The organism is Streptomyces sp. KLMMK (assembly GCF_036961605.1).
Taxonomy (GTDB): Bacteria; Actinomycetota; Actinomycetes; order Streptomycetales; family Streptomycetaceae; genus Streptomyces; species Streptomyces telluris.
Genome location: NZ_JBAMDC010000004.1, coordinates 79,100 through 93,543 on the forward strand (window position 1 = coordinate 79,100; position 14,444 = coordinate 93,543).

Sequence of the window (14,444 nt, forward strand, 5' to 3'; positions counted from 1 at the left end):
GCCGGGTCGAGCGGAACTGCCGTACCCCTGCGCGAGCACGATCCGTCGGGACAGACAGGTACAAGGTGACGAATCATTACTCCGACCTTCCGGCGACAGCGCACGACGCCGCCGCTCCCTCCTCCGCAGGGCGGGGAGGACACCGGTGAACCGGGATCTGACACTGCATGACATCATCGTCGCCGGCATCGCCATCGCCGCGGGCCTGGCCGTCGCCCTCGTGCTGCGGGTGGTCCTGCGCTGGCTCGGCGTGCGCGCCCTCAGAACCCGCTGGCAGGGCGACGACATCATCGTCGACGTGCTGCGCACGCTCGCACCCGGCTGCGCGGTCGCGGCCGGTGTGGCCGCGGCCGCCGGAGCCCTCCCGCTGACCCGCCAGGTCGGTCACGTCGTCGACGAGGTGCTGATGGGCATCATCGTCCTCATCGCGACGTTCACCGCCGCCCGGGTCATCAGCGGACTGGTGCGCTCCATGGCGCAGTCCAGGTCGGGTGTGGCCGGATCGGCCACGATATTCGTGAACATCACGCGCATCGCGGTCCTGGCGATGGGCTTCCTCGTCATGCTGGAAACCCTCGGCATATCCATCGCCCCGCTGCTCACCGCCCTCGGCGTCGGTGGCCTGGCGATCGCCCTGGCGCTGAAGGACACCTTGGCCAACCTCTTCGCGGGCGTGCACATCCTCGTCTCGAAGACGGTCCAGCCGGGCGACTACATACGACTCAGCAGCGGTGAAGAAGGCTACGTCCGCGACATCAACTGGCGCATCACGGTGGTCGAGCAGCTCAACAACAACCTGGTCATCATCCCGAACGCCAAGCTGGCCGGCACGAACATGACCAACTTCAGCCGGCCCGAACAGAAGCTGTCCGTCACGGTGCAGGTGGGCGTCGGCTACGAAAGCGACCTGGAACGCGTGGAGCGGATCACCGTCGAGGTTGCCGAGAGCGTGATGAAGGACGTCGAGGGCGCCGTCCCGGACCACGAGTCTGTCGTGCGGTTCCACACCTTCGGGGACTCCCGGATCGGCTTCACGGTGATCCTCGGGGTCGGCGAGTTCAGCGACAAGTACCGCATTAAACATGAGTTCATCAAGCGCCTGCACCAGCGCTACCGCACCGAGGGCATCCGCATCCCCGCTCCGGCCCGGACCGTCTCCCTGCAGCAGGCCACGGAGACGCCCACGGAAACCACGATCCCGCACCCCCGCGCGTCCCTCGACCAGGCTTCCTGAGCGGCCCTGGAGCCCCCGGAAATCCGCTGACGCTGTGCGTCTTCGTGCTCGCTTTGTGTTGTTTCGGGGGTGGTGGCGTGTGAGGACGCCCATGAGGCCCGGATCACTTACGAATCCCGGTAGTGAACAGCCGCGGGTGAATACGGGGACAGGGCGGGTAATCGCGCGCCGGCAATGAAGGAGCGTAGTAGGTCACAGCCCTTGTCAGGCGTTTTCGCCGCCGCTAACAATTACGGGGTCGCTGGGCGCCGTCGACCGAGAAACGGCGCTTGATTTCTGCGCCGCTTCAGGGCCGGGCGACATCCGCGATTGGAAGGTTCAGCTCAGTTATGCGCTCCACCGTCTCCGCTTATGCCCGTCTGCCGAAGGTTCACAAGTTCTCCGTCGCCGGTATTGCCGCGACCGGTGCTGCTGTCGTTGCGGTGGCTGTCGCGCCGCATGCTTTCGCCGCTGATGCCGCTCCGGCTGCTGCTGCGGTGAAGCCGGTGGCGTGGAGTGCTGAGGCTTTCGGTGAGACGCAGCAGGGCGAGCTGGAGAAGCAGGCCGACGCTGCTGCCAAGGCTGCTGCCAAGGCCGGCGCGGACACTGCGGCGAAGGTGAAGGTCGCCGAGGAGCGTGCCGCCGAGCAGGCTGCCAACCGTTCCACTGAGCGCAAGGCGATTGCCGCCAAGCCGGCTGCCAAGCCCGCTGCCCCGGCGAAGCCTGCCGCCCCGGCCGCCCCGGCCGCTCCGGCGAAGAAGGCTTACGCCGACAATCTTGAGGGCTGGATCAATGAGTCCCTGGAGATTCTGCGGGCGAAGGGTATTCCGGCTTCGTACGACGGCATCAAGCGCAATGTGCTGCGTGAGTCGACCGGTAACCCGCGTGCGATCAACGACTGGGACATCAACGCGGTGAACGGTGTTCCGTCGAAGGGTCTGCTGCAGATGATCGACCCGACGTTCAAGGCGTACCACGTCGAGGGCACGTCCTGGGACATCTACGACCCGGTCGCCAACATCACCGCTGCCTGCAACTACGCCGCTGACAAGTACGGCTCGATGGACAACGTCAATTCCGCCTACTGATCAGCACCGATCAGCACCGATCAGCGCACAGCCTTTTAGCACCACCCCGCACTCCGCCGAGGGCGGTGGCACCCCCGCACCGACCCGGGGCGCCACCGCCCTCGCCGCATACCCGGGGCCCGGGGCAGTCACAGAGGGCTGCGGCGGATGGCGACCAGTGCGACGTCGTCGTTGAGGGCCCCACCGGCGTGGGCGAGCAGGTCCTGGCGGATGCGCTGGATCAGGCGCCGCGGTTCGCGTTCGTTCCAGGAGGCGAGGCGCTCGGCGAGGGGGTAGAAGGCGCCGTGGGCGCCGCGGGCCTCGATGACCCCGTCGGTGTAGAGCAGGAGGAGGTCGCCGTCGCGAAAGGCGAAGTCCTCGGGTTCGTAGTCGGCCTCCGTCGTGGGTGTGCCCAGGCCGAAGGGCAGATTGGGGTCGGCGACCGCCAGGGTGACGACCTCCCCGTCGCGGACGATCAGCGGCGGCGGATGGCCGCAGCTGATGACGTGGACCAGGGGCCGGTCGTCGGGGATCTCCAGCACGGCCGCGGTCACGAAGCTCTCGCCCGCCGCGAGCTCGTCGGCGGGCTCCTCCGCGTCCCAGTAGACGGTGTTGTGGAGGTGGGCGACGAGGCGGGGGAGGGGCGGGAAACGGTGGGCGGCGGCGCGGAAGGCGCCCAGGAGGAGGGCGGCGTCCCCGACGGCGTCCAGTCCCTTGCCGCGGCAGTCCCCGATCATGACGCGGGTCGCGTCGCGGGCGCGCACGGCCGCGTAGAGGTCGCCGCCGATCTGCGCCTCGGCCTCGGCCGCCGTGTACGCCGAGGCGAGCTCCAGGGGGCCGATGCGGGAGGGCAGGGGCTTGAGCAGGACTTTCTGTGCGACGTCGGCGATCCACCGGGCCCGGTCCAGTGCCTCTTCGTGGCGCTCGCGCAGGGCGCGGAAGGCGACGATGAAGCAGACGGCCAGGAACAGGGCTCCGGTCTGCGTCTGGTGATCGGCGGTCGTGGTCCGGCCGAAGATGAACCCGAGGGCGATCTGGGCGCCCACGGCCAGGGCGCCGATGAAGGCGGTCAGCCGCTTGCCGCCGAAGGTCGCGGTGAGTGCGGGGGCGGCTACCAGCAGGGGGCCTAGGTGGATGTCGGGGCCGGTCACCAGGTCGGTCCCCATGATGACGGCGATGAGCACCAGCGGGGCGGCAATCAGCGCGCGCCGGCGTCCCGCGGAGCCGGGGTCTGCCGGGAGGAACCGAATGCGCATGTCCCTTGCTTACCTCCCCACCCCCTCTGCGCAGCTCCTGCGACACGGGCCGATGCGCAGCGGTCCACCGGGAGCGACCGGGACCGGTCCCGGAGTCCGGTCCCGGTGATCATGCCCCCGAGAGGCCGTATCCGCAGCGCATCCGGGCCCGGCTGACCCGGATGCGCGACGGATGCGCGACAGATGCGTGGGATCAGTGGTTCGTGCCGGAGGCCCAGATCGCCTGGCTGCCGTCGTAGATGACGACATTGCCGTCGTCCTGCACGACCAGGCGCGAGCCCGGGTGTCCGGCCGTCCTGGACGACCAGACGGCCTTGCCCGAGCGGGTGTACACCACGAAGTTGCCGTCCTCCTGGAAGGCGGCTCTCCACCCCTTGCCCACGGTTCTGGAGGCCCAGCGGGCTCTGCCGAACTCGTCGTATATGACGAGGTTGCCGTCGGACTGCATGACCAGATTGGCGGTGTCCGAGGCCAGGGACTGGTTCTGCTCCAGGGTGAACGGGGCGTGGACGGTACGGGTGGCCTGGGCGCCCGGCCCGGCCGCTGCACTCGCTGCGGCCGGGGCGGCGTGGCCCGAGGTCTCCGCGGCGCCCGCCTGCCCGGCGAGGGCGACGACGGTGAGTGCGGCGGCTGCCAGCAGTGTGGTGGTCCTCTTACTCACGAAAGGTCCTTTCGTCGAGTGGTGCGTTCACCGGCCCCACCGGCCCCGGCGGCCCCGGATGAGGCGCCTGGGCAGGGGACCTGAGTGGGGGACTGCACCGGACTTTTTCACCCGCCGTGTGCCGGATGCCGCCGTTCGCCTCGCGATGACGCATTCGTTTCACTGTTTGGCCGGAGCCTCGGCCGTGACGAAGGCTCCCGCCTGCGCGGCTGCTACCGCGACCGCCGCTGCCCGGTCCGCCGCCGCTTCGTCGAGTACCTCGCCCGTGGTCAGCAGGCGGTAGTAGAGGGGAGCGGAGACGGCCCGGACGACCTCGCGGGTGTCGGTCCCCCCGGGCAGTTCGCCCCGCTCGACGGCTTCCCGGACGCAGGGCTCCCACTCCGTGACGCGGGTGGCGTAGAAGAGGCGGAGGGCCGACGCCGCTTCGTCGTTGCAGGTCGCGGCGGCGATCACCGCCTTGAAGAGCGGTCCCTGGCGCGGGTCGGCCAGCGTGCGCTGCACGAGGCGGGCATTGGCGCGCAGGTCGCCTTGCAGGGTGCCCGTGCGGGCGCGCGGGAGGGACTGCTCGGCCATGTCCGCGAGCAGGTCGGCGACCAGGGCCGCTGGCGTTCCCCAGCGGCGGTACACGGTCGTCCTGCCGACGTCCGCGCGCCGCGCCACGTCGGCGAGATCGAGGCCGGACAGCCCGCCCTCGGCCAGGGCGTCTCCGGCGGCCTGCAGGACTGCGGCTCGCACGCGGGCGGTGCGCCCGCCGGGGCGCACGGTTCCCGGATCGGCACTCCTGGACTCCATAACGGGACTCCTATTCCATTAGGGGCTCGGTCTCTGCTACGGTGAACCCATCTTAACGGGACGCCGATCCCGGTAGTGCTGCCGCCCGGGCCTGCACGGCGCAGGCGGGGCACGAGGGGACAAGGGGAAGGGAACCGCTGTGGAATTCCGACGACTGGGCGCTTCAGGACTGATGGTTCCGGCGCTGAGCATGGGCGCGGGCACGTTCGGCGGGCGCGGAGAGCTCTTCGGCGCCTGGGGCGACACCGACGCCGATGAGGCACGCCGCCTCATCGACATCTGCCTCGAGGCGGGTCTCAACATGTTCGACACCGCCGACGTCTACTCCGCCGGCGCTTCGGAAGAGGTGCTCGGCGCCGCGCTCAAGGGCCGCCGCGACGAGGTCATCATCTCCACCAAGGCGGGGCTGCCGATGGGCGACGGCCCGGCGGACGCGGGCACCTCCCGCTCACGCCTGGTCAAGGCCGTCGAGGACGCCCTGCGCCGCCTCGGCACCGACTACATCGACCTCTTCCAGCTCCACGCCTTCGACGCGGGCACCCCCGTGGAGGAAGCCCTCTCCACCCTCGACGACCTCGTACGGGCCGGGAAGATCCGCTACACCGGCGTCTCGAACTTCGCCGGCTGGCAGCTGATGAAATCCCTCGGCGCCGCCGACAAGCACGGCTACCAGCGCTACGCCGCGCACCAGGTCTACTACTCCCTCATAGGCCGGGACTACGAGTGGGAGCTGATGCCGCTCGGCCTCGACCAGGGCGTCGGCGCCGTCGTCTGGAGCCCCCTGGGCTGGGGACGCCTCACCGGCAAGATCCGCCGGGACCGGCCGCTGCCGGCCGGCAGCCGTCTGCACGCCACCGCGGACTACGGCCCTCCCGTGGACGACGAACTGCTGTTCCGGGTGGTCGACGCCCTCGACGAGATCGCCCTCGAAACCGGCAGGACCGTGCCGCAGATCGCCCTCAACTGGCTGCTGCAGCGCCCGACGGTCTCCTCCGTCATCATCGGCGCCCGCAACGAGGCGCAACTGCGGCAGAACCTGGGCGCGGTGGGGTGGAACCTGACCGCCGATCAGGTGGCGAGGCTCGACGCCGCGAGCACCACGACCGCGCCGTACCCGTACTTCCCCTACGAGCGCCAGGAAGGCTTCGCCCGGCTCAACCCGCACCCGGTCCGGCGCGGGGTGAGCGCCGCCGGTGAGGCGTAGGCGGCGGAAGGGCGGGGGACGGCCGCGGGGCCGCCCGCGGCAGATCACCGTTGACGGCCGAGGGCCGACGGTGATCTGCCGCGCCGTGCGGCGACGGTGAGGAAAGGCGTCAGGCGGGCAGGGCCGCTTCGATGGCCGAGACGACCTCGGGGGCGTCGGGCTCGGTCTGCGGGCTGAAGCGGGCGGCGACGCTGCCGTCCCGGGCGATGAGGAACTTCTCGAAGTTCCAGCGGATGTCGCCGGTGTGACCCTCGGCGTCCGCGGTGCCCACGAGGGCGGTGTACAGGGGGTGCCGCTGTTCGCCGTTGACGTCGGTCTTCTCCGTCATCGGGAAGGTCACGCCGTAGGTGGCCGAGCAGAAGGAGGCGATCTCCTCGGCGGATCCGGGCTCCTGACCCATGAACTGGTTGCACGGGACGCCCAGCACCGTGAAGCCGCGCGGCGCGTAGGTCTCGTGCAGCTTCTCCAGCGCCGCGTACTGCGGGGTCAGGCCGCACTTCGAGGCGACGTTGACGACCAGGACGGCCTTGCCGCGGTACTGCGCGAGATTCGCGGGGCCGCCCCGGAGGGCGCCGATCTCCACGTCGTGGATGGACACGATGGCTCCTTGGCTCTTCTGCTCGGCTGCTGCATGATCAGGTCGACTTGCCTGTGGGCCAGTATGCCCCCAGCCGGCCGGCACTCCGGGGTCCGGTCGTCCACCCCCGCCTGGTCATCCGGAATGCTCGTCCGGCCTCCGGCCTCCGGCGCGGCCGCGGGAGGCCGCTTCACGACAACCCCGCGATCATGCGTCCGGGCGCGCAGGACCGGGCAGGCATGTACTGCCGTCGCCGCGGCGCCCGGCCGGGCGGAGTGGCCTTGTCACGGCGGCTGTCACGGCGGTCGAGCGGGAGGAGTGGGAGTGGGAACGGACCGGCATGCTCAGGCGATGACGTTCACCGGCACCGATGCGGTGCGGCACTACGAGAAGGCGCTGGAATCCCTGCTCTTCTTCCGCTCCGAGGTCGCCACCGAGGCGGAAGCGGCGGTCGCCGATTCGCCGCGCTCGGTCATGGGCAACGTCCTCCTGGCGTACCTCGGTCTGCTGGGCACGGAGGAGAAGGACGCGGCGGCGGCGCGGAAGTCCTTCGAGGACTTCCGCAGGGGCGTGCATCTCTCGGAGGTGACCCCGCGGGAGCGGATGCACATCGAGGCCGCCTCGTCCTGGCTGAACGGCGACATCCTGGGAGCCGGCCGCGTGCTCGGCGAGCTCCACGTGGCCCACCCGCGGGACGCGCTGGCCCTGGCGGTGGGCCACCAGACCGACTTCTTCACCGGCAACGCCGTACTGCTGCGCGACCGCATCGGCGGGGCGCTGTCCGCCTGGGACGAGGACGACCCGCACTACGGCCTGCTGCTCGGCATGTCCGCGTTCGGCCTGGAGGAAGCGGGCCACTACGCGCAGTCGGAGCAGGTGGGCCTGGCGGCCGTGGAGCGCAACGCCCGCGACGTGTGGGGGATCCACGCCGTCGTGCACGCCTATGAGATGACGGGACGGTTCGCGGACGGGATCCGCTACCTGGACGACCGGACGGCCGACTGGGCGGACGGCAATTACCTCAACGTCCACAACTGGTGGCACTACGCCCTCTACAACCTTGAGGCGGGCCGCACCGGCCGGGTCCTCGACGTCTACGACGCCGTCCTCCACAACGAGGAATCGGCCGGGCTGGCGATGGAGATGCTGGACGCGGCGTCCCTGCTGTGGCGGCTCTACCTGACCGGCGACGCCAATGGCGCCGGGTCCGGCACCGGCACCGGTACCGGACCCGGCGCCGACGTCGACACCGGTGACCGCTGGGCCGTGCTCTCCGACGCCTGGACGGCACGGCAGGACGGCGCCTACTACGCCTTCAACGACGCGCATGCCGTCATGGCCCACGTAGGGGCGGACCGGATGGCCGAGGCCGAGAGCCTCATCCGGGACCGGGAGGCCTGGGTGCGGCAGGCCGGCCCGCACACGGCCGGACTGTCCAACGCGGCGATGACCGCCGAGGTCGGCCTGCCGGTGTGCCGGGCGTTCGTCGCCTACGGCAAGCGCCGCTACGACGACGTCGTCGGCCTCCTGCTCCCGATCCGGCACCGAGTCGCGGCGTTCGGAGGCAGCCACGCGCAGCGGGACGCCGTCCAGCGGACCCTGGTGGAGGCGGCCGTGCGCAGCGGGCAGCACGACATCGCGCGCATGCTGCTGAGCGAGCGCATCAACGTGCGCCCCCTGTGCCCGTACAACTGGGGCGCGCAGGCCCGGCTCGCCGAACGGCTCGGCGATACGGCGGGGGCCGGCGCGGCGCGACGCCGTGCCGCGCAGCAGGCGCAGGCGCAGGCACCGGCACCGGCGGCAGCGCCGGCGGCCCGGGCCTGAGCCGGAGTGAGCATGATGAGAACCCTGACCTTCGTCGTCGGCACGGGCCGCAGCGGATCGACCGCTCTGTCCCGTATCGTCAACGCCCACCCGGACGTCCTCAGCCTCAACGAGTTCATGGCCTCGGTGGGCGACACCGCGTTCCCCGAAGGCAAGGTGACCGGCGAGGAGTTCTGGCAGCCGCTCGCCCGGCCCGTGCCGCGCTACGAGCGGCTGATCCGCAGCGGACTGCCGCTGCCGGAGTTCCTCTACCCGCGCCGCCCCGGGCGGTACGCGTCGGAGACCACCGGCATCCCCGCGCTCTCCCTCATGGTGCTGCCCCACCTCACCGACGACCCGGACGCACTCCTCGACGAACTGCGCTCAGCGGTCGTCCCCTGGCCCGAACGCACCGCTGCCGAGCACCACCTGGCGCTGTTCGGCCTGCTCTGCGCACGGTTCGGGCGCACGGCCGTCGTGGAGCGCTCCGGCTACTCGACGCGCTGGGTGCCGCAGCTGCGGGCCGCCTTCCCGCACGCGCGATTCGTGCACATGTTCAGGGATGGTCCCGACTGCGCCCTGTCCATGAGCCGCCACCCCGGATTTCGCACGATCTGCCTGCTGCGCGAGATCAAGGCACGGGCCGGCGTCGAAGACCTCGCCGACCTGACCGACGAGCACGTGCGCGCGCTCCCACCGGACCTGGCGCCGCTGCTCGGCGACCGCTTCGATCCGGCCCTCGTACGGGACCGGGACCTGCCCCTGCGGACGTTCGGCGCTCTGTGGTCGGACCTCGTCATCCAGGGCGGGGAGTTCCTCGGCCCCGTGCCCGCGGACCGGCGCACCACCCTCGCCTACGAGGACCTCCTCGACGCCCCGCGCGAGGAACTGACCCGGCTCGCCGAGTTCGCCGGCGTCGAACCGGTCCCGCAGTGGCTGGACGCCGGCTGCGCACTCCTCGACCACACCCGGCGCGGCTCCGCCCGGAGGCTGACGGCGGCCGAACTCCGCGAACTGGGCGAGAGCTGCGCCCCGGGCACCCGGGCCCTGGAAGGCATCCGGGCCGCTGACCGCGCGGCATCCGGGTGACATGCCACGGGTGACGCGCCACGGGTGACAGACGACGGGTGACAGGCGACGGGTGGCGGGAGTCACAGGCGCGGTTACCGGCTCCCGCCCGCCCCTCCCGCCACGATGGCTTCATGGAGATAGGTATTGCCTTGCCCCAGTACGGCAGCCATGCCCGGGCCGAGTCGGTCGCGGGGTTCGCCCGGGACGCCGAGGCCGCCGGATTCGACTCGCTGTGGGTCGGAGACCGTGCGCTGACCCCCGTGGACCCCAGTGACATCTATCCGGGACACACACCCGAGAACCCCTACCCGGAGCAGTACAAGACCTTCCTGGACCCCCTCACCGTGCTGACCGTCGCCGCCACGGCCACCAGCCGCGTGCGGCTCGGCACCAGCACCCTGACGGCTCCCTGGCACCCGCCTCTGCTGCTCGCCCGGACGCTCACCTCGCTCGACCACGTCAGCGGGGGACGGCTGGACGTCGGGCTCGGCGTCGGCTGGTTGCGGGACGAATACACCGCCGTCAACGGGGACTTCGGCCGGCGGGGCGCCCGCCTGGACGAGATCCTCGACGTCCTCTACGGCATCTGGAGCGAGACGGAGTTCGCCCACGACGGGCCCCACTGGACCATTCCCCGCGCCCACGTCGGCCTCCGCCCCGTCCAGCGGCCCCGCCCGCCCGTCTACCTGGGCGGCTTCTCACCGGCCGCGATGCGCCGCATCGGACGCCGGGCCGATGGCTGGGCCGGCGTCGCCCTGGCGCCCGGCGTCCAGGCCGGGCTGTGGAGCGTGGCCCGCCGGGCGGCGGAGGAGGCCGGCCGGGACCCGGACTCCCTGCGGCAGCACATCCGTCACAACCCGCGCCCGGGCGACTCGTCCGAGGACATCGCCGCGGTCCTCACCGGAGTACGGGACTCCGGCGCCGACAGCTGCTTCGTCGACCTGCAGCAGTGCGTCGCCGGGCCGCAGGAGGCGCTGGACCTCGGAGTCAAGGTGCTGGAACGGGTCCGCGCGGGCGGCTGAGTCCCGGCGGTCAGGTGGCCGCAGCCCCGGCGTCCGCCGGCTCGAACGCCTTCAGGCCGCTCGCCAGCTCCAGGAGGGTGTCCTCGGCCAGATCACGCAGGAAGGCCGGGCACACCCATCCATCCAGGGGCTCGTCCTCCTGGTCTGCCTCGTCCTCCTCGTTCCACCCGTAGTATTCGGCGATCTCGGCCCGGCCGCCGGGGCTGCGCAGGAAGTAACCGACCTGGCTCGCGTAGTCCGGATCGTCGGTGTCGGGATGCTCGCCGGGGGCGTGGGTGCACGGACGGTCCTCCAGCAGCGGAAGGGCCTCCTCGATCCCCTTGACCATGGCGTCCAGTACCGAGCGGTCCGTGATCCTCTCCGAGGTCGCGTACCAGCAGGTCGCGTTCATGGTCACGAGGTAGCCGGCCAGCACTCCGCGGGTGGGCCGGGAGGGAAGGCGGGCGGCCTCGCCCTTCAGGTCCTCGTGCGGATCGCCGTAGGGGTAGTCGTTCACGATCCCCGAGAGGGTGCTGATGCGGCTGTGGTGGTACCCCGGTGCTCCCACGGGGATGCGGCGGACGGTCAACGGGGCGATCACGTCCGCGGCGAGCCGTGCCCACCCGGCGACGTTGCCGGGGCACAGCACCCTCTCGGGGTCGACGGCGGCGACGTCGGAGTCCGATTCGGTGTCCGATCCGGATTCGGAGTCCGAATCGGATTCGGAGTCGGCGTCGGCGTCCGGCGCCGCGAGCCGGCCGGTCAGCAGTCCGGTCAGCAGTCCGGTCTCACCGTTCCAGACCTCGTCCTCCAGCGAGTCCATCCCGGCCTCGTACGGGTGGCCGTCGTGCGAACAGGTCCGGCTGCCCAGCGCTTCGACCGCGGCCCGAAGGGCGTCGAGGGCGGCGCGCTCGGCCTCCTCCTCGGGGCGCCAGGCGAGGTAACCCGACATCGCCACCAGCCCGGACACCCAGATCCGGGCCTCGTCTCCGCCCGGGTCGGCGGCGAGCCGGCGGGCGCAGTCCAGGACGAGAGGTACCGCTTCGTCCGCGGGAGACGTGGGGTGGACGCGCTCCCAGGCGGCGGCGAGCCGGGCCACGCTCGGGTCGGTTGTAATGATCATGCCCCGTAGGACGGGGCCCATGTCCCGTACGGTTCCAGGCTGCCCGGACCCGTGAGCGCGCCGATGGTTGCCCGGGCCGCCGTCGTCGAATGAGTATGCGACTGAGTATGGGTGCTCAGGCCTGGGCACCCCGGATCCCCGATGCTTGGATCATGACGACGACGCCTCACCTCGCCTTTCCGCCCGCGCCCCCGGCGCCCGCTCCGGCCGGTCGGCCGGGCCACCGCCGGAAGCTGGTGGCCGGCGCCGTGGCGGCACTGGTCCTGCTGCTGGTCGCCGGGATCGCCGCCGGGTGGTGGCTGACGCGTGAGGAGGACTCCTCGCCCTTCGCCGGCCGGCCGCGGGTGACGGACGGCGCGGCCGGGCTCTCCTACGCGATCCCCGAAGGGTGGGAGCACGAGGAGGGGAAGAAGCTGATCGGTGCCTTCACCTCGTCCGTCACCAAGGAACATGCCGGCACCGGGACCGGCTCCGGCGCGAGCGGTGAGGGTGGCAGCACCGTCCTCGCCGGCCGTGCCGCGGCCATGCCGCAGGCCGCACTCCAGCAGCAGGCGGAGCGGGCCGCCCGGTCGAACGCGGTCTTCTTCTACCCCGAGGGGAGTTCCGAGGTCGCGGAGTCCCGGCCGACGACGGTCGGCGGCCGCCCCGCGCACACGGTGGCGCTGAGGGTGAGCGAGGGCAAACGCGGCAGCGCGGTCCCGGAGGGCGCCGGTGGCACGGGCCATCTCCGCCTGACGCTCATCGCGGTCGACGACAGCCGCTCGGCCTTCCTCCTCGGCATCGCCCAGCCGGGCGGACCGGTGGAAACGCGCGAGGTGGACCAGGTGATGGAGAGCGCTTCCCTGGACTGAGCCTGCGAGAAACGGATCAACCCCCTCCGGTTGGCGGGGGTCAGTCGGCCGCCCGGCGGGGGCCTGAACACCGACTGCCCTACTTGGGGCCAATATTCCCGGGTGTCCTCCTACGGCAGGATCATCATCAACTTCCGCATCACCCCTCATGTCCCCCCTAACAGAGGAGCAGTATGCGTGTTGCGATGAGACGGACCGGGCCGATGGGCCGGACGGGGCAGGTGAAGCCTGCGAGACAGCGAGCTGCCTTTCAACGCGTCTTCGCCACCACGGCGTTCGCCGGGATGATGGCGGCCGCCTCCGCAGAGCTCGCCCACGCCGCCCCCGTCCCCGCGCCCGGCGGCGACCGGATATCCCAGGCGAAGCAGACCGGTCTGGAAGGCTTCCACGGCTACAAACCCGGCCACCTCGACTCGATCCTCGAAGGGCTGCGCCCCGTGGGCACCGCCGGGAACCACGACCCCAACTGGAAGGGGCTCTACCTCGCCGAGACCACCGGGCACGCCGCCGGATACAGCACCGATGAGGCCGGTACGGCGGCCGGCGGAGTGGTACGGGTGACGCTGCCGGACGAGGTGAACGTGGCCACAGTCCACCTCGAGCACAAGGCGGACGAGACCGACGACGCATTCCTGAAGCGCCAGCTGGACTTCGTCAAGAACGAGTTCGGCGTCCCCGACGGCAAGCCGCTGATGGACGCCCTCGGCGAGAGGAACACCGTACTGAAGATCGCCGACGACGGGACCGGCCGGAGCGAGCTCATCGTCCCGTGGAAGATGGCGGAGCGCGGGAAGGCCGAGAAGGCCGTCGAATTCAGGGGGAGGAACTCCGCCCTGGACGCCGCGATCTACGCGGCGGCCCCGGCCAACTGCCTCGCCCCCACCGGGCGCGCCAAACGGTCGGCGGACCGCTGCCTGCCCGTGGACTGGGACAAGGTCGAGGAGAAGGCCAAGGCCACGGCGAAGAAGGTCGCCCAGGACGCCGAACACATGGAGCGGCTGCCGAAGCGCAACCCGAAGGGCCCGACCTGGGGCGAGGCGCACTCCACCGCGGAGCTCACCCACGCCAAGGTCCGCGCGGTCAGCGGCACCCACGTGGCCGCCACCGCGGCCGGCGTCGGGACCTGGGTCTACGGCATGGCGAAGACCTTCTCCGACAAGGACGCCACCACCCTCGATAAGGTCGCCGTCACCGGCGCCGTCGTCCCCGGGCTCGGGCAGGCCCTCGGCATCGCGGACGGGATCCGGCACGGCGACCCCGAGGCCGTCGCCGTCAACGCCGTGGCCCTCGCCGCCCTCGCGGCCGCCCAGGTCGTACCCGTCGTCGGCGAGGTCGTCGACGCGGCCCTCCTCGCCGAGCAGCTCGTCGAGGTGCTCGTCGACGTCTTCCGCGCCGCGACGGCCGACCCGCCCCCGGCGCCGCGCCTCGGCACGGGCGCCCTGCCGATCCTGCCCGTGCCGCGCGCCGACCTGCCCTGCAGCGTGTGGTGGACGTACATGGACGTCCTCTGGGAGACGGCCGGGAAGGTCCCGGCGGACGAGAGGGTTCCCGCGAAGACGCAGGTCGTGGTCAGGGAGCGCGGCGGGAGCGAATACACCTACCCCGTGGCCGACGGGAAGTCCCCCGGCTGGCTGGTCCCCCACGGGCTCGGCTCCAGCCGGACCTTCGACGTCTTCTACCGGCTGAAGACGGACCAGGGCCGGGTTCTGGAGTCGAAGCAGCGCGCCGTCGTCCAGGCGAAGGCCGAGGTGGCCCAGTGCAACACCCTCGTCTGGAACGAGGACTGGCAGCGCTGACGCGCACGCGGGCACGGCGCGCCGTGCCT

General features: G+C 71.5%; 13 protein-coding genes. 8 read left to right on the forward strand and 5 right to left on the reverse strand.

The features are described 5' to 3' along the window. Nucleotides 1-145: 145 nt before the first annotated feature. Both V7793_RS01805 and V7793_RS01810 read left to right on the forward strand, forming a co-directional pair. Nucleotides 146-1,234, forward strand: a complete 1,089-nt coding sequence (locus V7793_RS01805) for a mechanosensitive ion channel family protein (protein WP_335581071.1) — start codon at nucleotides 146-148, stop codon at nucleotides 1,232-1,234. A 329-nt stretch (nucleotides 1,235-1,563) separates the two neighbouring features. Continuing rightward, nucleotides 1,564-2,301, forward strand: coding sequence for a transglycosylase SLT domain-containing protein (locus V7793_RS01810; protein WP_335581072.1), 738 nt, complete (start codon nucleotides 1,564-1,566; stop codon nucleotides 2,299-2,301). 128 nt (nucleotides 2,302-2,429) lie between these two features. On the opposite strand, the gene V7793_RS01815 is transcribed toward V7793_RS01810, so the two are convergent. The 3 genes from V7793_RS01815 to V7793_RS01825 all read right to left on the reverse strand — a co-directional run bounded on the left by V7793_RS01815 (nucleotide 2,430) and on the right by V7793_RS01825 (nucleotide 4,989). Continuing rightward, a complete protein-coding gene (locus tag V7793_RS01815) occupies nucleotides 2,430-3,536 on the reverse strand; it encodes a PP2C family protein-serine/threonine phosphatase (protein ID WP_335581073.1) in 1,107 nt (368 codons plus the stop codon). Nucleotides 3,537-3,729: 193 nt separating this feature from the next. After that, nucleotides 3,730-4,197 (reverse strand): hypothetical protein, encoded by a 468-nt coding sequence (locus V7793_RS01820; protein WP_335581074.1) that lies wholly within the window; start codon nucleotides 4,195-4,197, stop codon nucleotides 3,730-3,732. Between the two features lie 159 nt (nucleotides 4,198-4,356). Next, on the reverse strand, nucleotides 4,357-4,989 hold the full coding sequence (locus V7793_RS01825) for a TetR/AcrR family transcriptional regulator (RefSeq protein WP_335581075.1): 633 nt from the start codon (nucleotides 4,987-4,989) through the stop codon (nucleotides 4,357-4,359). A gap of 139 nt (nucleotides 4,990-5,128) precedes the next feature. Here V7793_RS01825 and V7793_RS01830 point away from each other — a divergent pair, with 139 nt between their 5' ends. After that, nucleotides 5,129-6,193, forward strand: coding sequence for an aldo/keto reductase (locus tag V7793_RS01830; RefSeq protein ID WP_335581076.1), 1,065 nt, complete (start codon nucleotides 5,129-5,131; stop codon nucleotides 6,191-6,193). A 109-nt stretch (nucleotides 6,194-6,302) separates the two neighbouring features. On the opposite strand, the gene V7793_RS01835 is transcribed toward V7793_RS01830, so the two are convergent. Then, entirely contained in the window at nucleotides 6,303-6,791 is a 489-nt protein-coding gene (locus tag V7793_RS01835; RefSeq protein ID WP_335581077.1) for a glutathione peroxidase, read from the reverse strand. A gap of 330 nt (nucleotides 6,792-7,121) precedes the next feature. Here V7793_RS01835 and V7793_RS01840 point away from each other — a divergent pair, with 330 nt between their 5' ends. The 3 genes from V7793_RS01840 to V7793_RS01850 all read left to right on the forward strand — a co-directional run bounded on the left by V7793_RS01840 (nucleotide 7,122) and on the right by V7793_RS01850 (nucleotide 10,666). Next, complete coding sequence (locus V7793_RS01840) at nucleotides 7,122-8,594, forward strand: tetratricopeptide repeat protein (protein WP_335581078.1); 1,473 nt, start codon at nucleotides 7,122-7,124, stop codon at nucleotides 8,592-8,594. Between the two features lie 12 nt (nucleotides 8,595-8,606). Beyond that, nucleotides 8,607-9,662: a sulfotransferase family protein gene (locus V7793_RS01845; RefSeq protein ID WP_335581079.1), complete on the forward strand. Its 1,056-nt coding sequence runs from the start codon at nucleotides 8,607-8,609 to the stop codon at nucleotides 9,660-9,662. A 113-nt stretch (nucleotides 9,663-9,775) separates the two neighbouring features. After that, nucleotides 9,776-10,666 carry a TIGR03619 family F420-dependent LLM class oxidoreductase gene (locus V7793_RS01850; protein ID WP_335581080.1) on the forward strand — a complete coding sequence of 297 codons (891 nt, stop codon included), beginning with the start codon at nucleotides 9,776-9,778 and terminating at the stop codon, nucleotides 10,664-10,666. A 10-nt stretch (nucleotides 10,667-10,676) separates the two neighbouring features. Here the strand turns inward: V7793_RS01850 and V7793_RS01855 are convergent, their stop codons facing one another. Further along, nucleotides 10,677-11,768 carry a hypothetical protein gene (locus V7793_RS01855; protein ID WP_335581081.1) on the reverse strand — a complete coding sequence of 364 codons (1,092 nt, stop codon included), beginning with the start codon at nucleotides 11,766-11,768 and terminating at the stop codon, nucleotides 10,677-10,679. A 152-nt stretch (nucleotides 11,769-11,920) separates the two neighbouring features. Here V7793_RS01855 and V7793_RS01860 point away from each other — a divergent pair, with 152 nt between their 5' ends. Next, nucleotides 11,921-12,619 carry a hypothetical protein gene (locus V7793_RS01860; protein WP_335581082.1) on the forward strand — a complete coding sequence of 233 codons (699 nt, stop codon included), beginning with the start codon at nucleotides 11,921-11,923 and terminating at the stop codon, nucleotides 12,617-12,619. Between the two features lie 284 nt (nucleotides 12,620-12,903). Next, nucleotides 12,904-14,415, forward strand: coding sequence for an ADP-ribosylating toxin (locus V7793_RS01865; RefSeq protein WP_335581086.1), 1,512 nt, complete (start codon nucleotides 12,904-12,906; stop codon nucleotides 14,413-14,415). Nucleotides 14,416-14,444: the final 29 nt, after the last annotated feature.